Origin of the sequence: Oscillibacter sp. CAG:155, from assembly GCA_000436875.1 — a bacterium.
Taxonomy (GTDB): domain Bacteria; phylum Bacillota; class Clostridia; order Oscillospirales; family Oscillospiraceae; genus Oscillibacter.
This window is the reverse complement of record FR890825.1, coordinates 1-21052: the sequence shown is the minus strand read 5'-3', so window position 1 is coordinate 21052 and position 21052 is coordinate 1. Positions and strand designations below refer to the sequence as shown.

General features: G+C 61.5%; 22 protein-coding genes. All 22 read left to right on the top strand.

Features of this window, described 5'->3' with window-relative positions; translation table 11 throughout:
* Nucleotides 1–650, top strand: a 650-nt coding sequence (locus tag QZL67_RS00585) for a U32 family peptidase (RefSeq protein ID WP_292919575.1), incomplete at its 5' end; no start/stop codon positions are given.
* A 72-nt stretch (nt 651–722) separates the two neighbouring features.
* The gene (locus tag QZL67_RS00580) at nt 723–1154 is read left to right on the top strand and encodes a dUTP diphosphatase (RefSeq protein WP_022288847.1); all 432 of its coding nucleotides are present in this window, start codon (nt 723–725) and stop codon (nt 1152–1154) included.
* 25 nt (nt 1155–1179) lie between these two features.
* Entirely contained in the window at nt 1180–1758 is a 579-nt protein-coding gene (locus tag QZL67_RS00575; protein WP_022288846.1) for a nucleoside triphosphate pyrophosphatase, read from the top strand.
* 20 nt (nt 1759–1778) lie between these two features.
* Nucleotides 1779–2618: a rod shape-determining protein MreC gene (gene mreC / locus QZL67_RS00570; RefSeq protein ID WP_022288845.1), complete on the top strand. Its 840-nt coding sequence runs from the start codon at nt 1779–1781 to the stop codon at nt 2616–2618.
* Between the two features lie 23 nt (nt 2619–2641).
* Nucleotides 2642–3154 (top strand): hypothetical protein, encoded by a 513-nt coding sequence (locus QZL67_RS00565; protein ID WP_022288844.1) that lies wholly within the window; start codon nt 2642–2644, stop codon nt 3152–3154.
* A 12-nt stretch (nt 3155–3166) separates the two neighbouring features.
* Complete coding sequence (locus tag QZL67_RS00560) at nt 3167–5392, top strand: penicillin-binding transpeptidase domain-containing protein (protein WP_022288843.1); 2226 nt, start codon at nt 3167–3169, stop codon at nt 5390–5392.
* Nucleotides 5393–5408: 16 nt separating this feature from the next.
* Nucleotides 5409–7283 carry a glycoside hydrolase family 13 protein gene (locus QZL67_RS00555; protein WP_022288842.1) on the top strand — a complete coding sequence of 625 codons (1875 nt, stop codon included), beginning with the start codon at nt 5409–5411 and terminating at the stop codon, nt 7281–7283.
* A 196-nt stretch (nt 7284–7479) separates the two neighbouring features.
* Nucleotides 7480–8238, top strand: a complete 759-nt coding sequence (locus QZL67_RS00550; RefSeq protein ID WP_022288841.1) for a ParA family protein — start codon at nt 7480–7482, stop codon at nt 8236–8238.
* Between the two features lie 23 nt (nt 8239–8261).
* Nucleotides 8262–9158, top strand: a complete 897-nt coding sequence (locus tag QZL67_RS00545) for a ParB/RepB/Spo0J family partition protein (protein ID WP_022288840.1) — start codon at nt 8262–8264, stop codon at nt 9156–9158.
* A gap of 8 nt (nt 9159–9166) precedes the next feature.
* Nucleotides 9167–9697 (top strand): hypothetical protein, encoded by a 531-nt coding sequence (locus tag QZL67_RS00540; protein ID WP_022288839.1) that lies wholly within the window; start codon nt 9167–9169, stop codon nt 9695–9697.
* A gap of 53 nt (nt 9698–9750) precedes the next feature.
* Entirely contained in the window at nt 9751–11058 is a 1308-nt protein-coding gene (gene serS / locus QZL67_RS00535; RefSeq protein ID WP_022288838.1) for a serine--tRNA ligase, read from the top strand.
* A gap of 313 nt (nt 11059–11371) precedes the next feature.
* On the top strand, nt 11372–12361 hold the full coding sequence (locus QZL67_RS00530; RefSeq protein WP_022288837.1) for an S-layer homology domain-containing protein: 990 nt from the start codon (nt 11372–11374) through the stop codon (nt 12359–12361).
* A gap of 14 nt (nt 12362–12375) precedes the next feature.
* Nucleotides 12376–12777: a large-conductance mechanosensitive channel protein MscL gene (gene mscL, locus QZL67_RS00525; RefSeq protein ID WP_022288836.1), complete on the top strand. Its 402-nt coding sequence runs from the start codon at nt 12376–12378 to the stop codon at nt 12775–12777.
* Entirely contained in the window at nt 12777–13481 is a 705-nt protein-coding gene (gene rsmG / locus QZL67_RS00520) for a 16S rRNA (guanine(527)-N(7))-methyltransferase RsmG (protein WP_022288835.1), read from the top strand. The genes mscL and rsmG overlap by 1 nt, the downstream gene beginning before the upstream one ends.
* A 41-nt stretch (nt 13482–13522) precedes the next feature.
* Nucleotides 13523–14275: a septum site-determining protein MinD gene (gene minD, locus QZL67_RS00515; protein WP_022288834.1), complete on the top strand. Its 753-nt coding sequence runs from the start codon at nt 13523–13525 to the stop codon at nt 14273–14275.
* A 17-nt stretch (nt 14276–14292) separates the two neighbouring features.
* Entirely contained in the window at nt 14293–14709 is a 417-nt protein-coding gene (locus QZL67_RS00510) for a methylglyoxal synthase (protein ID WP_022288833.1), read from the top strand.
* A gap of 322 nt (nt 14710–15031) precedes the next feature.
* Nucleotides 15032–16387 carry a histidine--tRNA ligase gene (gene hisS / locus QZL67_RS00505; RefSeq protein ID WP_022288832.1) on the top strand — a complete coding sequence of 452 codons (1356 nt, stop codon included), beginning with the start codon at nt 15032–15034 and terminating at the stop codon, nt 16385–16387.
* Nucleotides 16388–16405: 18 nt separating this feature from the next.
* On the top strand, nt 16406–16948 hold the full coding sequence (locus tag QZL67_RS00500) for a hypothetical protein (RefSeq protein ID WP_022288831.1): 543 nt from the start codon (nt 16406–16408) through the stop codon (nt 16946–16948).
* Nucleotides 16949–17136: 188 nt separating this feature from the next.
* Nucleotides 17137–17682, top strand: a complete 546-nt coding sequence (locus QZL67_RS00495; RefSeq protein ID WP_022288830.1) for a putative ABC transporter permease — start codon at nt 17137–17139, stop codon at nt 17680–17682.
* A 72-nt stretch (nt 17683–17754) separates the two neighbouring features.
* Complete coding sequence (locus QZL67_RS00490; RefSeq protein ID WP_022288829.1) at nt 17755–18915, top strand: hypothetical protein; 1161 nt, start codon at nt 17755–17757, stop codon at nt 18913–18915.
* Nucleotides 18916–19031: 116 nt separating this feature from the next.
* Complete coding sequence (locus QZL67_RS00485; protein ID WP_022288828.1) at nt 19032–20270, top strand: S-layer homology domain-containing protein; 1239 nt, start codon at nt 19032–19034, stop codon at nt 20268–20270.
* Nucleotides 20271–20315: 45 nt separating this feature from the next.
* Nucleotides 20316–21052: amino acid--tRNA ligase-related protein (locus QZL67_RS00480; RefSeq protein WP_292919573.1), on the top strand; the 737-nt coding region annotated here is incomplete at its 3' end.

Here is a 21052-nt window from a genome sequence, read left to right as displayed (position 1 = left end):
CCCGTGTCTGGCGGGACCGGGACGAGGCAGAATTGCGCTCCCTGCTGGAGAAGGTCCGAGATCTGGGCGTCGGGGGCGTGCTGGTGGGCAACATCGGCCACCTCTCCCTGACCCGGGACCTGGGGCTGGAACTCTATGGCGACTACGGCCTCAACGTCTTCAACTCCCGGTCTCTGGACTATCTGCGCCAGAAAGGCCTCTCCTCCGCCTGCGCCTCCTTTGAGCTGCGCTTTGCCCAGCTGCGGGATCTCCGCAAGGTCCTGCCCACCGAGGCCATCGTCTACGGCCGGCTGCCGCTGATGATCACGGAGAACTGCCTCGTCCAGAACCAGCAGGGCTGCAAGCTGGATCGCACCGGTCCCCTGGTGCCCTGCAACGGACCCTGCCGCCGCGGTCACGTCTTACAGGACCGCACCGGCGCCGCCTTTCCCCTGCTGCCCGCCTACGGGCACCGGACGGAAGTCCAGAACAGCCGCCCGGTGTGGCTGGCGGACCGGCCGGAGTGGAAGCGTCTGGGCCTGGCTTTTGCCCGCCTGCGCTTCACCACCGAGTCCCCGGAAACCTGCGCTGAGGTGTTCCGGGCCTACCTCCACGGCGCTGCTGCCCAGGGCGAATTTACCCGGGGACTGTATGAGCGGGGCGTGGAATAACCCTGTTATTTGATACGAATGGTATTTTATCGTTTATATATTACAAATTGTTTTTGATTTTAGGAGCATTTCATGGAGACCATTAAGGTAAAATATTTCTCGGAGGACGTGGCACCGCTGGAGTACGTGGACGGCAAGTCCGACTGGATCGACCTCCGCGCCGCCCAGGAGGTGACGCTTCGGGCCGGGGAGTTCCGGCTGATCCCCCTGGGGGTCGCCATGGAGCTGCCGGCAGGCTACGAGGCCCACATCGCGCCCCGCAGCTCCACGTTTAAAAACTACGGCATTCTGCAGACCAACGGCGTGGGCGTGGTGGACCAGTCCTACTGCGGGGACGGCGACCAGTGGCACATGCCCGCCTATGCCACCCGGGACGTGACCATTCCCCGGGGTGCCCGGATCTGCCAGTTCCGCATTCTGGAGAACCAGCCCCGCCTGACCTTCTGCCGGGTGGAGCGGCTGGAGGGACCGGACCGGGGCGGATTCGGTTCCACCGGCAAATAAGTACGACAAAAGGAACGAGAACAATATGGCAAAGATCGTTTTGGCCTCCGGGTCCCCCCGGCGGCAGGAGCTGCTGCGGCGCATCGGCGTCACGGAGTTCGACATCCGCGTGCCGGACACGGAGGAAACCTATCCGGCGGGCCTTTCCCCCCAGGAGACGGTGGCCTATATTTCCCGGGAAAAATCCCAGGCGGCGGCTGCGCTGTGCACGCCGGAGGAGATCGTCATCACCGCCGACACCATGGTGTTTCTGGATGACGCCCGCCTGGGCAAGCCTGCCGACGAGGCAGACGCCCTGCGGATGCTCACCGCTCTTCAGGGTCGGTCCCACACGGTCTGCACCGGCGTGACGGTGCGGCAGGGTGACCGGAGCCTGACGGAGAGCGAAACCACCCGGGTCTATTTCCGCCCCGCCACCCAGGCGGAGCTTTTGAGCTACATCGCCACCGGTGAACCCATGGATAAGGCCGGGGCCTACGGTGTCCAGGGCAAGGGCGCGCTGCTGGTGGAGCGGCTGGACGGCGACTTTTTCAACGTGATGGGTCTGCCGGTACTGCGGCTGAGCCAGATGCTGCTGCACTTCGGCGTCCGCCTGCTGGGCTGAGAGCCGGAAGGAGGCTACCCGTGAAGAATTTTTGGAAAGACCATGGTCTTTGGGTGCTGTTTGCCGCGGCGGTGATCGCCGTGGCTCTGGCCGTCATGTCCTTCCTCAGCACCACCTCCTCCCCGTTGGCCAATGTGGCAGGCGTGCTGTCCTCTCCCTTCCGCTCCGCCTATACGGCGGTGGCCACCTGGTTCAACGACAAGCAGAATTATTATAAGGATACCACGGCGCTGGAGAAGGAAAACGCCGAGCTGCGCCAGCAGATCGCCAAGATGGAGGCCCAGATCCGCCAGGCCCAGGACGACAGCGAGGAAAACGCCTTTTTGCGGGACCTGCTGGGCCTGCAGACCCAGCGGCGGGACTTTGAGTTTGAAAACGCCCGGGTAACGGAGCGCAGTGTTTCCAACTGGGCCTCCTCCCTGACGCTGGACAAGGGCACCAACTACGACATCGCGGTCAATGACTGCGTGGTGGACGCCACCGGCAATCTGGTGGGCATCGTCAGCAAGGTGGGCTACAACTGGTGCACGGTTTTGACCGTGGTGGATACCAGCACCTCCATGGGCGCCCAGGTATTCCGCACCAAGGACCTGGGCGTGGCTGTGGGCGACTTCTCCCTGATGGAGGACGGCCGGCTGCGGATGGACTATCTGCCGGCGGACTGCCAGCTGCTGGGAGGCGATCTGGTGGTCACCTCCGGCCTTGGCGGCTACTACCCCTCCGGCCTTGTGATCGGCTCTGTGGAAGAGGTCCAGAAGGACGACTCCGGTGCCTCTTCTTACGCAGTGCTGATGCCTGAGGCGGACCTGGACTCCTTGACGGAAGTGGCCGTCATCAAGTCCTTTGACATCGTTTCCTGATCCCCGGAAAGGAGGAGCCAAGCGTGCTGGCACGCAATGAGACCATTTTCAAGTGGTGCCTGTATGGCGCCGCCACGTTTTTATGCTTTCTGGCCCAGGGGGCGATCTTTCAGCGGATCACGCTCTGGGGCGTCATTCCCTTCCTCTATCCGGTGCTGGCCGCCGTGGTGGGTACATTGGAGGGCCCGCTGGCCGGGTCCATTTATGCGCTGGTTCTGGGCGTGGTGTGCGACAGCCTGCTGCCGGACGTCATTCCCTGCTTTTACACACTGATTTTCCCGCTGGTGGGATTGTGCGGCGGACTGATCGCCAAGGGGCTTCTCTCCGCCGGCTTCATCTGTTCCCTGGTCTCCTCCGCCGCCGCCTTTTTGCTGACGGACGTCTTTCACTGCCTGCTGCTGTGGGTCAATCAGTCCGCCGCCTGGGCCTCCGGCGGCTGGGTGATGGTCCGGGAATTCTGCGTCACCGCCATTTTGACCATTCCAGTGACGCTGCTGTTTCAGGCCGTATTCCGCAAGACCCATGTGTACGACTAAAAGGAGTATTCCATGAACCGCAAAGACACACGTGCTCTCCGCCTGTATGCGCTGGCAGGCCTGCTGACGCTGGTGCTGCTGATGTTCGCAGGCGTCCTGTACAACACACAGATCGTCAACCACGATTACTACGTGGCCCAGTCCATCCGCACCATCGCCCGTGAGGAAAAGGTGGAAGCCTCCCGGGGCGTGATCACCGACCGCAACGGACAGGTGATGGTGTCCAGCCGCTCCACCTACAGCCTCACCTTCGACTCCAGCCTCCTCAAGGACGGCGAGGACCCCAATGAGGCCATTTTGCGGCTGGTGCAGCTGTGCCAGGCCAACGGCGTATCCTGGATCGACAATCTTCCCATCTCCCGGCAATCCCCCTATACCTACACCCTGGACTCCATGACGGACACTTTGAACTCCCGCTTCTTGAAATACGTCATATCCCTCAAGCCCGCCAGTGAGGCCCTGGGCAACTACCTGCTGGAGCACCCGGAGACAGTGGGCGAAAGCGCCGACTCCATCCCCACCCTTCCCTCTGAAGTGGACCCATCCGACAAAGAGGCTGTGGAGAGTGCCGAAAAAGCGGCCAAAGAGCGGGCGAAGGAGCTTTTGGAACTGCTGACCAAGCAGCGGCTTTCCGCCCAGCTGCTCACCGACGCCGGCATCTCCCCGGAGACGCTGATGGACTGGATGCGGGAGGACCTGGAGGTCCCGGCGTCCTTTTCCCAGGCGGAGGCCCGGATGGTGCTGGGCATCCAGTATGAGCTCTCCGTCCGAAAGGTGGTCAGCACTACGGACTACGTGATGGCGGAGGATATCTCCACCGGCTTTATCTCCCTGCTGGCAGACGGCCAGTACAGCGGTGCCAAGGTCACCGCCTCCTCTGTCCGGGAGTACGCCACCACCTACGCCGCTCAGATCCTGGGCCGGGTCACCCCCATCTACGCCTCCGATCCGGAGTATCAGGACGGCACTTTGATGGAACAGGGCTACGATCTGGACGACAAGATTGGCCGTTCCGGCGTGGAGAAGGCCTTTGAGAAGTACCTCCGGGGCACCGACGGTACTCGCGTGGTCTCCACCAACTCTAACGGCAAGATCACCGGCGAGTTCTACTCGGAGCAGCCCGAGCCCGGCAGCACCGTGGAGCTGACCATCGACCTGGATCTGCAGCAGGCGGTGGAGGAGAATCTGGCGGCCACCGTGGCCCGGATGGACGCTGAGGACGGAGACGACACCCGGGGCGCCGGCTGCGCCATCGTGAAGGTGGGTACCGGCGAGATCCTGGCTCTGGCCTCCTATCCCACCTTTGACCCCTCCACGTACGGCACCAACTACGCAGAGATCTCCAATAACCCGGCCCGTCCGGAAGTCAACCGGGCCACCCAGGGCACCTACGCCCCCGGCTCCACCCTCAAGCCCCTCACCGCCGTGGCGGCCCTGGAGACCGGCAACGTAACGCTGACGGAAAAGATCAACGACACCGGCAAGTGGACCTACCCCGGCTCCCCCCAGAGCTACACCTACTGCTGGAAGCACAGCGGCCACGGCCTTCTGAACGTGACGGAGGCCATTACCAACTCCTGCAACTATTTCTTCGCCACCATGGGCTACCGAATGGGGATGGATACGCTGGTGGAATACCTGAAGGCCTTCGGCCTGGGGGCCCACACCGGCATCGAGATCGGCGACAGCACCGGAACGCTGCCGGAGAACCCTCCCGGTGAGGACCAGGCTCCCTGGGCCGCCTTCGGCCAGTCCAGCCAGGCCTACACTCCCCTCCAGCTGGCCAACTACATTGCCACGCTGGTCTCCGGCGGCGAGCACTGCGAAGCCCATCTGCTCAAGGCCATCAAGTCCTATGACAACACCGAGGTCCTGGCCATGGGCGACAGCTCCGTCAAGAACACTGTCTCCATCAAGGACTCCACCCTGGAGGCCGTGAAGGAGGGCATGCTGGGCTACACCCAGCCCGGCGGTGATCTGTACACCTACTTCCGCAACTGTGTGGTGAAAGCCGGTGCCAAGACCGGTACCGCCCAGCTGGGCGGCGGGCAGACCAACAACGGTGTTTTTGTCTGCTTTGCCCCCTATGACGATCCTCAGATTGCCCTGGCCATGGTGATCGAGCACGGCAATGCCGGCGCCGCCCTGGCTTCCACCGCCGTCAACATTCTCAACGCCTATTTCTCCGCCGATGAGATCGGCACTGCCGTCATCGGTGAAAATCAGCTGCTGCAGTAAGGAGTTTGCGTTCTTCATGAGCGAACCGTTTGTCTTTGATTCCCGCTGTACCGTCTGTAAGGACCCTTTTGGAGCCATTCCCTGCGGTCAGTCCGTCACCTTCCACTGCCGCCCGCTGGCGTCGGAGCAGTTTACCTCCTGCACGTTGGTGCTGCGCCATGAGTTCGCTCAGCTGGAAGAGGAGCGTGAGATGCTTCTGGAAGGCCCCCAGGCCGAGCGGGTCCGCTACGGGGTGACATTTTCCGTTCCGGCCGAGCCGGAGCTGGTGTGGTACTATTTCCGGTTCCGGCGGCCGGACGGCTCCGGCTGCTTCCTGGACCGGACCGGCTACCGCAGTGAGGGAGACCCGTTTTGCTGGCAGATGACCGTCTACCGGGAAAGCCATTTTCCTGATTGGTTCGGCCCGGGTGTGACATACCAAATTTTTCCAGACCGTTTTTGCCGCCTGTCCACCGATTCCGCAGAGACCTCCGGAATGGTGGGCAACCGCTGGGTCCACCGCCGCTGGGACGATACGCCGGAATGGCGGCCGGACCCGGACGGCGAGATCCGCAACCGGGACTTTTTCGGCGGCACGCTGCGGGGAATCACCTCCAAGTTGGCAAGACTCGCCTCCATGGGCGTCACTACCCTGTATCTCAACCCCATTTTTGAGTCCGCCTCCAACCACCGCTACAATACCGCCGATTACAGCAAGATCGACCCCCTGCTGGGTACGGAAGCAGATTTTTGCAGTCTGTGCCGCACCGCCCATGAGCTGGGGATGCGCGTCATTCTGGACGGTGTATTCAACCATACCGGTTCCCAGAGCATTTACTTCAACGATGACGGCTTCTATCTCACGGTAGGCGCCTCCCAGAGCCAGGATTCCCCCTATTTCGACTGGTACAGCTTCCATCCCTGGCCCTCGGACTACGATTCCTGGTGGGGCATCCGCACACTGCCGGCGGTCCGGGAGGACAGCCCCAGCTATCAGCGGTATATCATTGACGACGAGGATGCCATCATCCGCCGCTGGCTTCGCTGCGGCGCTGACGGCTGGCGTCTGGATGTGGCGGATGAGCTGCCGGACTGGTTTATTGAAAAGCTGCGGACTGCTGTGGAGGAGACCAAGCCGGAGGCGCTGCTGATCGGTGAGGTGTGGGAGGACGCCAGCAACAAGATCGCCTACTCCCAGCGGCGGCGCTATCTGCTGGGCAGTGAGCTGCACGGCGTCATGAACTACCCCTTCCGCACGGCGCTGCTGGCCTATCTGCAGGGCGGCGACGCTGACGACTTCCGGGAGTCCATGGAATCCATCCGGGAAAATTATCCCCCTGCCGCCTTCTACAACTCTATGAACTTTCTGGGCACCCATGATACGCCCCGCATTATGACGGTGCTGGGTGCCAAGCACGTCCCTGAGAGCAAGGCCGCCCGGGCCGCCTACCGTCTTTCTCCGGCGGAGCGGGCCCGCGGGACGGCCCTGGTAAAGCTGGCGGCACTGATTCTCTTCTCCTTCCCCGGCTCTCCCACGGTCTACTATGGCGACGAGTTGGGCCTGGAGGGATTTGAGGACCCTCTGAATCGGGGCACCTATCCCTGGGGCCTGGGCCGCTATCCCCTGCTGTCCTGGTTCCAGACCTTGGGCCGCCTCCGCCGGGAGCGGGCCGCTCTCCAACGGGGTGAAATTGATTATCTCTATACTTCCGGTCCCATTCTGGCCTTTGCCCGCCGGCTGCCGGAGGAGCGGATCGTAACCGTGGTCAACGCCTCTGACAAGTCGGTGCCCCTGATGCTGCCCTGGACCGCGCCGGTGGTGCGGGACCTACTGACTGGCCGGAAGCTCCATCCCCGGGACGGCACGCTGTTTCTGACCCTTCCTCCCTACGGCGGTCTTCTGCTGGTGTAATTTTCACCGGACATGTTTCACGTGAAACATGTCCGGTGATTTTTCTTTTTCCGGTATGTTTCACGTGAAACCATTCACTTTTTTTTGGATTCTTGCGGAAAGCACCTTGCAACTGCTTATACACCTTGTTATAATGGATTCGTTCTATGGAACCTATCCCATTGGGACATCTTGATTTTGGAAAGTAGGTGCCTTTGTGGCAAAAACCATTGCAATCGTGAACCAAAAGGGCGGTGTTGGGAAAACTACCACCTGCGTGAATCTGGCCGCCGCCCTGACGGAACGGGGCAAACGGGTGCTGCTGTGCGACTTCGATCCCCAGGCCAATTCCACCTCCGGCATGGGCGTGGACAAGACCGTATCCAAGGGCATTTATGAGGTGCTGATCGCAGACGTCCCCACCAGGGACGCCCTGGTACACACCAAGTACGGCGACGTACTTCCCTCCAACAAGGCTCTGGCCGGCGCCGGAATCGAACTGATCGGCATGGAGCGCCGGGAATTTCTGCTGAAGGAAGCATTGGAACAGGTAAAAGAGGACTACGACTTTATTTTTATTGACTGTCCTCCCTCCCTGGAACTGCTGACGCTGAACGCCCTGTGTGCTGCGGACGCCATTCTGGTCCCGGTACAGGGTGAGTATTTTGCCCTGGAAGGCCTCAGTGATCTGATGAACACCGTCCGCATTGTCCGCCGCTCTCTCAATCCCAGACTGGAATTGGAAGGCGTGCTGCTGACCATGTTCGATGGGCGCACAAATCTGGCGCTGCAGGTGGCGGAGGAAGTCAAACACTACTTCCCCGGCAAGGTCTATGCCACCGTCATTCCCCGGAACGTCCGCCTCAGTGAGGCCCCCAGCCACGGCAAGCCCATTACGTCCTATGACCGGACCTCCCGGGGTGCCGAGGCTTATACCGCGTTTGCGGCGGAATTTCTGGACAAGCAGTCCGCCTGAATTTCCCGGAAAGGAGAATCTCCATGGCATCCAAAAAGCCCTCCGGCCTGGGCCGGGGACTCGGCGCCCTGTTGGGCGACGATGTGTTGCAAGCAGAATCAACGGGCAGTTTGTATCTGCCCATCTCACAGGTGGAGAGCTGTTCCTCACAGCCCCGGAAGTCCTTTGACGAGGCTTCCCTGGCGGAACTGGCGGACTCCATCCGTGAACACGGCATTATCCAGCCTCTGACTGTGCGGAAACTGGCCTCCGGCTACTATCAGATCATTGCCGGCGAGCGCCGCTGGCGGGCCGCCCGCATTGCGGGATTGCAGGAAGTGCCGGTGATCGTCATCGAAGCCGACGACCGCAAGGCCGCTGAGCTGGCTATGATCGAAAACCTCCAGCGGGAAGACCTGAATCCCATGGAGGAAGCCGCCGGTTTTCAGTCTTTGATCGAAACCTACCACATGACGCAGGAAGAGGCCGCAAGACAAGTAGGCAAATCCCGGAGCGCCGTCACCAATTCCCTGCGGCTACTGAGTCTGACCCCCGCTGTGCGTCAGCTGGTGGAGGAAGGCAAGCTCTCCGCCGGTCATGCCCGAGCGCTTCTTCCCCTCTCCCCTGCCCTACAGGAAAACGCAGCCAACGCCGTGGTGGCAGGCGGGCTGTCCGTCCGGCAGACGGAGGCACTGGCTAAAAAACTGTCAGCGGAAAAGAAACCGGAAAAAGAACCCGATCCCCAGCGTGTGGACTACGCCGCCGAAGCCCAGAGGGATCTGACTTCCCGGCTTGGCCGGGGCGTACGAATTGTGAGCGGCAGGAAAAAAGGCCGCATTGAATTGGAATACTACGGAATGGACGATCTCAACGACCTGTTGGAGGCGTTAGCTCTTCTCCAGGTGCATAAATCCAAGGAAGTAACTTCCGAAAGGACCTGAATACAAATATGAAATTGGAAAAGCGCAGCAGCGGTGCGGATCAAACCCCCGCTGCGGCCCCCCAGGAAACCGCCCCCAAGGGTAAAAAGCCGGTGGTGGTTTACATTATGATTCTCTTTATTGTTGCGTTTTTGCTGATGGCGTTGTCCTTTGTCATGCATCAGCGCAGCAACAGTGAGGTCTTGGGCGAGCTGCAGGATTCCGTCTCTGCCATGCAGGAGATTCAGGACACCCAGGATCAGATCCTGGACCTGCAGCAGCAGCTCAGTGACGCTGAGAAAAACCAGGAAGAGCTGGAATCCCAGCTGGCCGATACCCAGAAATCCGCAGACGATGCTCAGCTGAAGGCGGATGCCCTTCTGGCGCTCTATACCTTGCAGCAGCAGTATTCCGCCGGCGATTACGACGCCTGCCGCAGAACCCTGCAGAACATGACGGAGCAGGGTCTGCAGGACTACCTCCCCACCGACAGCGTCAATGACGTCACATCCCCGGCACAGCGCTTCGAGCAGCTGAACGAAGCGGTTTTAAATCATTGATCCCATGTTTCACGTGAAACATGCCATTCAAAACTATTTATGAGGTGAAAAAAATGCTGGATATAAAGTTTATCCGAGAAAACCCTGAGGCGGTAAAGGAAAACATCAAGAAGAAGTTCCAGGATGAAAAGCTGCCTCTGGTGGACGAGGTCATCGAGCTGGACAGCAAGCGCCGCGCCACCATTGCCGAGGCGGACCAGCTCCGCTCCGACCGGAACCGGCTGTCCAAGCAGGTGGGCATGCTGATGGGCCAGGCCAAGAAGGACCCCTCCAAGCTGGCAGAGGCCGAGGCCGTCAAAAAGCAGGTCACCGATGAGGCAGAGCGCCTGGCGGCCCTGGAAAAGCAGGAGGCCGAGCTGGACGCCGAGCTCCACAAGCGGATGCTGGTGATTCCCCAGATGATCGACGACTCCGTGCCTCTGGGCCCCGATGACTCCTACAATGTGGAAGTCCAGCGGTTCGGCGAATGCAAGGTACCCGACTTCGAGATCCCCTACCACGTGGATATTATGGAGTCCTTCAACGGCATTGATCTGGACGCCGCCGGCCGTGTCTCCGGCTCCGGCTTCTACTATCTGCTGGGCGACATTGCCCGCCTCCACGAGGCAGTGCTGGCCTATGGCCGTGACTTTATGATCGGCAAGGGCTTCACTTACTGCATTCCTCCCTTCATGATCCACGGCAATGTGGTGGAGGGCGTAATGTCCCAGACCGATATGGACGGCATGATGTACAAGATCGAGGGCGAGGACCTCTACCTCATCGGCACCAGCGAGCACTCCATGATCGGCCGCTTCATTGACCAGATCCTCCCTGCTGAGAGCCTGCCCCAGACCCTCACCTCTTACTCCCCCTGCTTCCGCAAGGAGAAGGGCGCCCACGGCATCGAGGAGCGGGGTGTCTACCGCATCCATCAGTTTGAAAAGCAGGAGATGATCGTGGTCTGCAAGCCCGAGGACTCCAAGGAGTGGTATGAGAAGCTGTGGAAGATGTCCGTGGAGCTGTTCCGCAGCATGAACATTCCCGTGCGGCAGCTGGAGTGCTGCTCCGGTGACCTGGCCGACCTGAAGGTGAAGTCCTGCGACATCGAGGCCTGGTCTCCCCGTCAGCAGAAGTTCTTCGAGGTCTGCTCCTGCTCCAACCTGGGCGACGCCCAGGCCCGCCGTCTGCGCATCCGCTACAAGGATGAAAACGGCAAGATGCAGCTGTGCCACACCCTCAACAACACCTGCGTGGCACCTCCCCGGATGCTGATTGCCTTCCTGGAGAACAACCTCCAGGCCGACGGCACCGTGGTGATCCCCGAAGTCCTGCGTCCCTACATGGGCGGCACGGAAAAGCTGATCCCCAACAAGAAATAAAGATTCTTCCGTTTTCTTTCCGGCACCGTGGTCCCTGTGGGCCACGGTGCCGGAGCGGAAGGCTTCTTCCAGTTTCTGACCTCTTCCCTTCAGGACCCGGAAGAAACCCTCTTTTGACTCTTCGCACCGTTTTCGCTCCCCCTTTGCTTTCCCGCCTCGCAAGACGATCAACAGGAATTGTGGAATCTTTCCTTCCCTTGCGGCAGACGGGAAATTTTTCGGCTGTTTGTCTAGTTTATACAATTTGTATTTTTTATATGAAATACAACGTTTTGTTAAACCCATTTCCAGCCAACAGAAAGGAGCGGACCCTATGAAGCGTACCCTTTGCGCCGTTTTATCGGCTCTATTCCTGTCCATCTCCGTAATCCCTTGCGCCGCAGCGGATACAGCCGCCCCTCTTTTGCCGGCGGAGCGAAGCTATACCGCCTTCGCTGATATTCCGGCAGGCGCATGGTACGCAGACGCGGTAAAACTGTGCTACGAGACCGGCGTACTCAACGGCACGTCGGCGACCACCTTCTCTCCCCAGGAGACCCTGACCGCCGCCCAGCTGGAGGTCCTCACCGCCCGAGTAAAGTGGCGTCTGGCGGGAGAGGAAGGTGACCTTTCCACCGCCCCCGCCGGAACCGGTGCAGTGTCCATCACCCTGCCGGACGGCACCGCCTATGATGCGTCCTCCTTTGTCCAGGTCGCTGCCAGCGGCCTGGGCGGCACGGAGCTGCCCCGGGGCGACTATATCGTCACTCTGGTGGGGGAGAATCTCCCGGAGAAGGTTCCCGCCACGCTGACGCTGACGGTGGACGGGACATTTTCCGTCCAGGCCAACCTGGACCGGTCCAACAGCTTTGACCCTCTCTTTTATATGTACCGCTACCACATCGATGCGGCAAACTACGCCGCCCACGATCCCATGGTGCGGATCAACACCTATTCCGACAGCGACGGCGCCAGCGCCGACGCCTGGTACTGGGGCGCGGACTGCTATCTCCGGGGGCTGCCCGGCGCCATGGATGCCGCCCTCCCCGATACTCTGACGGAGGATGCCACCCGGTTCGATGCGGCCGCTGCCATGTCTCTGATTGCGGGAGACGACCTGCTTCCCGCCCTCAGTGATGCCGTCCCGGCAGATACGGACCGGGCGGATGTGACCCGACTCTATCAGGCCGGCGTTTTCACCGGCGTGGATGCGGCAGGTAATTTTGACGGAAAATCCCCCCTGACCCGGGCACAGTTTGCCGTGATCCTGGCCCGTCTCCTCTCCCCCCAGCTGCGGGTGACACCGCAATCTCAAACCACGTGAAAGGGACTCGATCTATGTCCAAAACCAAAGGCTTCATCACCGAATTCAAAAAATTCATTGCCCGTGGCAATGTTCTGGATCTGGCGGTGGGCGTCATCATCGGCGGCGCTTTCAGCGCCATCACCAACTCCCTGGTGAACGACATCATCAATCCCATCCTGGGAATCTTTGCAGGCGGCAACGAGGCCCTTTCCGGCCTCAGCTTCCAGCTGCCCGGCGGCGGTGCCTTAATGCTGGGCAACTTCATCAACGCCGTTTTGAACTTTCTCATCATGGCCTTTGCGGTGTTCTGCCTGGTAAAGGCCGTCAACCGCCTGCACCGGAAAAAGGAGGAGGCCCCGCCTCCCCCGCCCCAGCCCTCCCGGGAGGAAGTGCTGCTGGAGGAGATCCGGGATCTTTTGAAGGAGCGTGCATAATGGAGCAGATGGAACCCATATTGCGGCAGGGTCTGGAGACCCTGGGCCTTCCCACGGACGCCATCCCCCAGCTGCAGCGGTACGCGGAGCTGCTGCTGGAGACCAACAAGGTCATGAATCTCACCGCCATCACGGACCCTGGCGACGTGGCCACCCTGCACTTTCTGGACTGCGCCGCCCTGCTGACCCTAGCGGACTTCCGGGGCAAATCCGTGGTGGATGTGGGCACCGGGGCGGGATTCCCCGGTATGCCGCTGCGGCTGGTGGAGCCCTCCATCCGTCTGACCCTGCTGGATTCTCTCGGCAAACGGGTGAACTTCCTGCAGACGGTCTGCGATGAGCTGGGCCTCACGGATGTGGCCTGCATCCATGGCCGGGCGGAGGAATTTGCCGCGCAGCACCGGGGAGGCTATGATCTGGCCGTGTCCCGGGCGGTGGCGTCTTTGCCAGTACTGGCGGAGCTGTGCCTGCCGCTGGTGAAGGTGGGCGGGTCCTTCCTGGCCATGAAATCCGTGGACTCCGACCAGGAGCTATCCGCCGCGGAAACCGCCCTGCGGACCCTGGGCGGCGAGACGGCGCAGATCCGGGATTACGAGATTCCCGGCACCGATGTGCGCCACCGGCTGGTGCTGGTGAAAAAAATTCGGGAAACGCCGAAAAAATACCCCAGATTATTTGCAAAAATCAAAAAGAATCCGTTATAATGGAACAATAGAACTAGCATTGAAAAGGAGGAGGGGTTTCCATGGCATTCCGCGGCACGTGCATCGCCGTCGTCTCCGGCAAGGGCGGCACGGGAAAGACCTCCTTCGTCTCCGGCGTGGGCACCGCCCTGGCTCAGAGCGGGCGGCGGGTGCTGTGTCTGGACTGCGACATCGGACTGCGGAATCTGGACCTGGCGCTGGGTCTTTCCGACCGGGCGCTGATGGATTTCTCCGATGTGGCCCAGGGACGCTGTTCCCTCTCCGCCGCCGTAGTGGAGCATCCCAAGGTATCGGGTCTGTATCTTCTCACCGCGCCGGTTTCCAACCGGGGCCGCCCGGTAACGGAGACCCAGATGATCTCCCTGCTGCAGGAGGTCCGTCACCGATTTGATTTCTGCCTGCTGGACGCACCGGCGGGCCTTGGCACCGGTTTCCGCCTGGCTACCTGCGGCGCAGACCGCTGCGTGGTGGTCACCTGTACGGACGCCTCTTCCCTGCGGGACGCCCAGCATACCGTGATGGTATTGAACCATTTCCCCGCCGGAAGGCTCCATCTGGTGGTAAACCGGGTGCGCAAAAAACTGCTGCGTCAGCTCCACACCACCATCGACGACGCCATTGACAAAGCGGGGCTCCCCCTGCTGGGCGTCGTACCGGAGGATGACGCCCTGCCATTGTGCCTCAACCGGGGCATTCCCGTTCCGCTGGTGGAAAATCAGCTCTCCGCCGCGGCCTACCGAAATATTGCAAGACGCATCCGGGGGGAACGGGTCCCCCTGCTGCGAATCAGATAGAAAGGAGCCTGTCCTCGATGAATATTGCGCTCATGTCCCACGACAACAAGAAAGATCTGATGGTCCAGTTCTGCACCGCTTACGCTGGCATTTTATCCCGTCACCATATTTACGCCACCAACACCACCGGCCACATGGTCGCCGAGGCCACCGGCCTGCAGGTACACTGCTTCCTCTCCTACGCTCACGGCGGCAGCCAGCAGATCGGCGCCCGCATTGCCTATAACGAATTTGACCTGGTGCTGTTTTTCAACGATCCCAGCAATGAGGCCATGGCCGGAGACGTGGCCTACATCTCCCGGCTGTGCGACCAGAACAACATTCCCTTTGCCAGCAACATCGCCACGGCAGAGGTCCTGGTGCTGGGCCTGGCCCGGGGCGATCTGGACTGGCGGCTCATCGTCAACCCTGCTTCCAACCGGCCTATCGCTTGACTTTTCCCGGGGAATTGGATACAATTTCTCTGGATTTCCGCGCAGATGCCGCAGCAGTACTTCACAGTTCCCGGCCCCACAGAGAGGGACGCGCCCGCTGAGAGCGCCCCGGCCGGTGTGAGGGAAGGACAGCGGCGGAGCGGGGGCGGAAACGCCCACGGCATCCTCCCCGTACCCCCGGAGGCCAAAGGAGACCCTGTCAGGGTCTTGAATTTGGGTGGCACCACGAAGCAGAATCCTGCTCTCGTCCCAATCGCCTGGGACGGGAGCATCTTTTTTCCCATTCCACCGCTTTTCAACATCATCAAAAGGAGTTGTCATCATGGCAAAAATGACCCCCCGGACGCTGTCCGGCTTTATGGAACTGCTGCCGGCACCCCAGCAGCAGATGGAGCGCATCATGGAGATCCTCCGGCGCACCTATTCCCTCTACGGCTTCACCCCCCTGGATACCCCCGTCATCGAGTCCAGCGACGTGCTGCTGGCCAAGGCCGGCGGCGAGACGGAAAAGCAGATCTACCGCTTTCAGAAGGGCGACAGCGACCTGAGCCTGCGCTTTGACCTGACGGTGCCTCTGGCCAAGTACGTGGCATTGCACTACAACGACCTCTCCTTCCCCTTCCGTCGTTACCAGATCGGCAAGGTCTACCGGGGTGAACGGGCCCAGCGGGGCCGTTTCCGGGAGTTCTATCAGGCGGACATCGACATCATCGGCGACGGCAAGCTCTCCATCATCAATGAGGCGGAGATCCCCTCCATCATCTACAAGACCTTCTCCACGCTGGGCCTGAAGCGGTTCCAGATCCGGGTGAACAACCGGAAAATCCTCAACGGCTTTTATGCCAGCCTGGGGCTGAGTGAGCAGTCCGCCGATGTGATGCGCACGGTGGACAAGCTGGACAAGATCGGCCCCGAGAAAGTCAAGACCATCCTGGTGGAGGACTTCTCCATCCCCGCGGAGAAGGCGGATGAGATCCTGCGGTTCATCGCCATCTCCGGCAGCAACGAGGAGGTTCTCTCCGCCCTGGAGGGCTATCAGGGCCGCAATGAGACCTTTGACACGGGCCTGGAGGAGCTCAGAACCGTGGTGCGCTACCTTGCTGACTTCGGCGTTCCGGCGGAGAACTTCGCCGTAGACCTCTCCATTGCCCGGGGTCTGGACTACTACACCGGCACCGTCTACGAGACCACGCTGCTGGACCACCCGGAGATCGGCTCCGTCTGCTCCGGCGGACGATATGACAACCTGGCGGAGTTCTACACCGACCGCCAGCTGCCCGGCGCCGGCATCTCCATCGGCCTGACCCGCCTCTTCTACGTGCTGGGCGAGCAGGGCATGCTAAACCCGGACCTGCCCACCGCCCCGGCGGACGTGCTGATCCTGCCCATGACGGAGGACCTCTCCCCCGCCATCTCCCTGGCCACGGCCCTGCGGGAAAACGGCATCCGCACTCAGCTCCACTGCGAGGACAAGAAGTTCAAGCAGAAGATCTCCTACGCCGACAAGCTCCACATCCCCTACGTCATCTTCCTGGGAGAGGACGAGATCAATGCCGGTGTGGTGGCCTGCAAGGACCTGAGCACCGGTGAGCAGACCAAGCTGGAGCCTGCCGCCACCATCTACCGCATCAAGGCCGGTCTGGCGGAGCGGGAAAAGGGCTCCGTCATCCTGGGCTGAGGGAGGAGGTGCTGCTCCATGGACCGGAAAAAAGTCCTCTACATCGCCCTGATGGTGGTGCTGGTGGCATTGCTGCTCTTCGGTCAGTGGTACAAGCGGCCCCTGGACATGGAGACCATCACCGGCGTCACAGAGCCGGATAACATCTCCATCGGCGTCATCCGCCGGGACAAGGACATGGACCTCCAACAGCGGGATCTGAACCTCTCCGCCGGGGACGAGGGCTTTGAAGAGCTGCTGGCCCAGCTGGAGGAGCTGCAGTTCCGCCGTCCCCCCACCAACCTCATCACCAGCGCCCTCTCCTTTCTGCCGTCGTGGGGAACCACCTCCAAGGAGGTGGAGGACGGGGACTTCCAGCACCTGATGATCACCCTGAGCCAGCCCGGCGCTGACGGCGAACAGGTCTATGGCTACGTGGGATTCTGGGTGGACGAGTGGGAGTACCGGGACTTTGACCATGACATCTCCCTGCCCCTGGTCATGGAGGACGGCAAGGACATTGGACAGGACCTGTGCGCCCAGCTCTGGGACGTGGCCACGCCGGTGGAAACGCATTCCTGACGAATTGTCCCCATCCCTTTCCCAGCGGAAAGCTGCCGACGCAGCGGTCCCGGACCGCTGCCGGTTCCATCACCGATCAGACCCCGTACGGGGCCGTGCCTGAATTTTTCCGAACTTCGGCCGCCCCGACTGCGTAAGCCCCATCCCTGGCCGTCCGGCCCCGGGAACATTTTGAAAAGGAGCTGCCTATGGGCCCATCGATGAAAGAAAAACTCTCCCGTTACTTTTTCTACTTCATGCTCTACTCCATCATCGGATGGATCTACGAAGTCTTTCTGGAAGTGGTGATCTACCGCTGGGGATACTCCAACCGGGGCGTGCTGTTCGGCCCCTACTGCGTCATCTACGGCGTGGGGGCGCTGATCCTGCTGCTCTCCCTCCAGGGTCTGAAAAAGAGGTCCATCCGCCTGGGCCCTGTGCCCATCACGCCGGTGGTACTGTTTGTGGCCATTGTGGCCATCACCACTGTGGTGGAGCTCATCGGCAGCTACATCATGGAGTGGACCACCGGCGGCTGGATGTGGGACTACCACCGCTTTGCCTTCAACTTCCAGGGCCGGATCGCCCTGAACCCCAGCATCCGCTTCGGCATCGGCGGAATGATCCTGTTTTACGGCCTCCAGCCTCTGCTGGAGCGCCTGGCCGACCGCCTGCCCCCCGCTGTTTTTTCCGTCGTCATTCGGCTGCTTCTGGTACTGCTGGCGGCAGACGCAGCGTTTTTGCTGTTCCGATAAGCCTTCCAGCTCATTCCAGTTCGTAGTATTTTGTCCGTTAAATACGTATCGTACTTGATTTGGAGGTGCAAGATGAAACATAAGCGTTTGTTGACTCTGTGTCTGACTCTGGTCATGCTGCTCTCCACCCTTCCCTTTGCCTCTGCTGCGGAGGGAGACGACTGGCTGATTCCCCGGATGCGGGACTACGCCGCATTTACCGACACCGCCGGCACCATCTGCGAGGAGGCGGCGGACATCTGCTGCAAGGCGGGTCTGATGGACGGCGTGGACAGCCGCCATTTCCTGCCCCAGTCGGGACTGACCCACGCCCAGATCATCGTGATCTCCGCCCGATTCCACCGACTGCTCTCCGGCGGGACTCTGGACTACTTTGAGCCCATCTCCCTCACCGGTGCCGACTGGTGGACCCCTTATGACGGGTATCTGCGCCAGGAGATCCCCGCCCTGGCATCCAGCGAGGACTATGCCGCCATGACCCAGACCCCCACCGGCAGCTGCACCCGGGGTGAGTTTTTGACGCTGCTTTCCGCCGTGCTGAAAGACACCGGCACCACGCTGCCGGAGATCAACACCGTCACCGCCGTGCCGGACTGCCAGGAAGCGGACATCATGGCCTTTTACCGCTGGGGCGTCCTCAGCGGTAAGGACGCGTACGGTACCCTGGAGGAGCACGCGGCCCTGACCCGGGCGGCGGCCGCCGCCATGCTGGCCCGGCTGGTGGCTCCCAGTGAGCGGCTGACCCTGGATCTCAAGTCCCTGGACGTGTGCCGGGACCTGCTGGGCACGGAGCCGGAGACGGTGCTCATGACCATCGGCGGCCAGGACATCACCGCCGAGCAGCTTGCCCCCACCCTGGTGAGTATCTGCAGTTCCTATAACCACTCCCATTTTGCCTCCTGGTCCCTGGAGATGAGCGGCCGCACCACTACCGACGAGGCGGTGGACACCCTGCGCGGCTACGTCCTCTGCGAGACGTTGGCCCGGGAGCTGGATATGGAACTCCCCGCCTGCACCACCGTCTATCAAACCGGCTACCGGGGCCTCACCGCCCAAGGCCAGACCTGGACCGAGGAACATAGGCTCCTGGAGAACCAGATCGTAAAGGCCCAGGGCTCCCTGCCTGCGGACCGGCTGCCTGACGTCACCTACGCCCCCGCCTGGGAGACGGTGAACCGCACCGACATCGACGCCCGTGTGGCTTCCCTCCCCTACTGGGGCGGCTATTTCTGATAAAAATTCGATTCCCATTTGTATTGTTTCATCTCGATAGTTCGATTTGTATTTTATCAGCAGTCTTTCCGCCAGGACAAGCATCCCCCGGAAAGGCCGAAAGGGGAAATGACCTTGTGAAAAAACCGTGCCGGACCGTACTGGCCCTGATCTGTGCGCTGGCCCTTACCGCCGGCTCCGCCTATGCGGCGGAAGGGACCTGGCTGGTCCCCAAAGTCCGGGAGGCCCCCGCTTTCGCGGACACGGCGGGCAGCTGGTGCCAGGACTATGTGGAGACCGTGTATGAGGCCGGTCTGATGAACGGCGTCTCCCGGGATGCCTTCGACCCCGACGGAACGCTGACCGAAGCTCAGCGGCTGGTGATCGGCACCCGGCTCCACGCCCTGCTCCACGGCGACACCGTGGAGGCGGCGGCACCGGGGGAGGCCTGGTGGCTGCCTGCCGCCCGGTATTATCTGACCGTGGAGAAAAACTCCACGAAAGCGCCGGAGGATTTTGCGGAATTGGCCGGTAATGTGTCCAACCGCATCACCTTTGCCTATCAGATCCTCTGGTCCACTCCGGTAGAGGACCTGCCCACCATCAACGAGGTATCCAAGCTGCCGGATTTCAGCGACGCACACATGGAGGACGTTGGCTTCGGCGAGACGCCCATTCTGGATCTGTATCAGGCGGGCATCCTGAACGGCGTGGACCGATGGGGGTCCTTTGACCCGCAGGGCACGCTGACCCGGGGGCAGGCGGCCGCCATGCTGGCCCGTGTCATCGACCCGGACCTGCGGCTGCGCTTCCAGCTGCCGGTCTTTGACCTTTGTACGGAGGTGCTGGGAGTAGACGGCACCGCTGTGGCCCTGACCGTGGACGATCAGACCGTCACCATGGAGCAGCTGTCCCAGGAACTGTGCCTGGCGCTGCGGCAGGCGGCTTACGATGACCCCGAGGATCACACCCTCACCGCCGCCCGGGAGATCGCCGTGAATGAGATCCTGGAGGACCTTGCGGTGGACCGTCTGGCAGCCCAGCGGGGCGTCTCTGTCACCGAGGAGGAATTGGCCGCCGGTACGGTCTCCATTTCCAACGGCTATGAGGGGATGAACCCGGAGGGATGGCGGTGGGAGGCTCGTCATGAGCTCCTGCACCAAAAGCTCTATGATCTCTATGCATCCGACTGTGAAACCCCCGCCGGGACCGCCGGCAGTCCGGAGAACTGTCTTTCCGCGGAGAGCCGTTTCCTTGCGGCACTGGAGGCGGTGAAGCCCACCCGGGAAGAGGCCGTCCTCTCCCCCGCTCTGGCGGATCTGGATCTCTATGCCGCCCAGCAGCGGCTGCTGCACTCCCCCTTTGTCTATGTTTAAATTTGCAGAACCGTTCAAATTGAAAAACAGAAAGGAACAACCATCATGATGCAAAACCGTACCCATACCTGCGGGGAGCTGCGCCTCTCTGACGCCGGCAAGTCCGTGCAGATCTGCGGCTGGCTGGAAAACGTCCGGGAAGTGGGCGCCGAGCTGGCCTTCGCCGTGGTTCGGGACTTCTACGGCACCACCCAGGTGGTGGCGGAGACCCCCGAGATGGTCAAGGAGCTCAAGGCCATCACCAAGGAATCCACCATCTCCGTGGCAGGCACTGTCCGGGAGCGGGCCAGCAAGAACACCAAAATCCCCACCGGTGAGATCGAAGTGGTCCCCGAGAAGATCGAGGTCCTGGGCCGCTGCCGCCACAACGAGCTGCCCTTCCAGATCAACCGCAGCCGGGAGGCCGACGAGGCCCAGCGGCTCAAGTACCGCTATCTGGACCTTCGCAACCCCGCCGTCAAGAAGAACATCATCCTGCGCTGCAACGTGGTGGCCGCCCTGCGGCAGGCCATGACGGCCCACGGCTTCCTGGAGATCACCACCCCCATCCTGACCGCCTCCTCCCCCGAGGGCGCCCGGGACTACCTGGTGCCCGCCCGGAACCACCCCGGCAAGTTCTACGCCCTGCCCCAGGCTCCCCAGCAGTTCAAGCAGCTGCTGATGCCCTCCGGCTTCGACCGCTACTTCCAGATCGCCCCCTGCTTCCGGGACGAGGACGCCCGGGCGGACCGCTCCCCCGGTGAGTTCTACCAGCTGGATATGGAGATGGCCTTTGCCTCCCA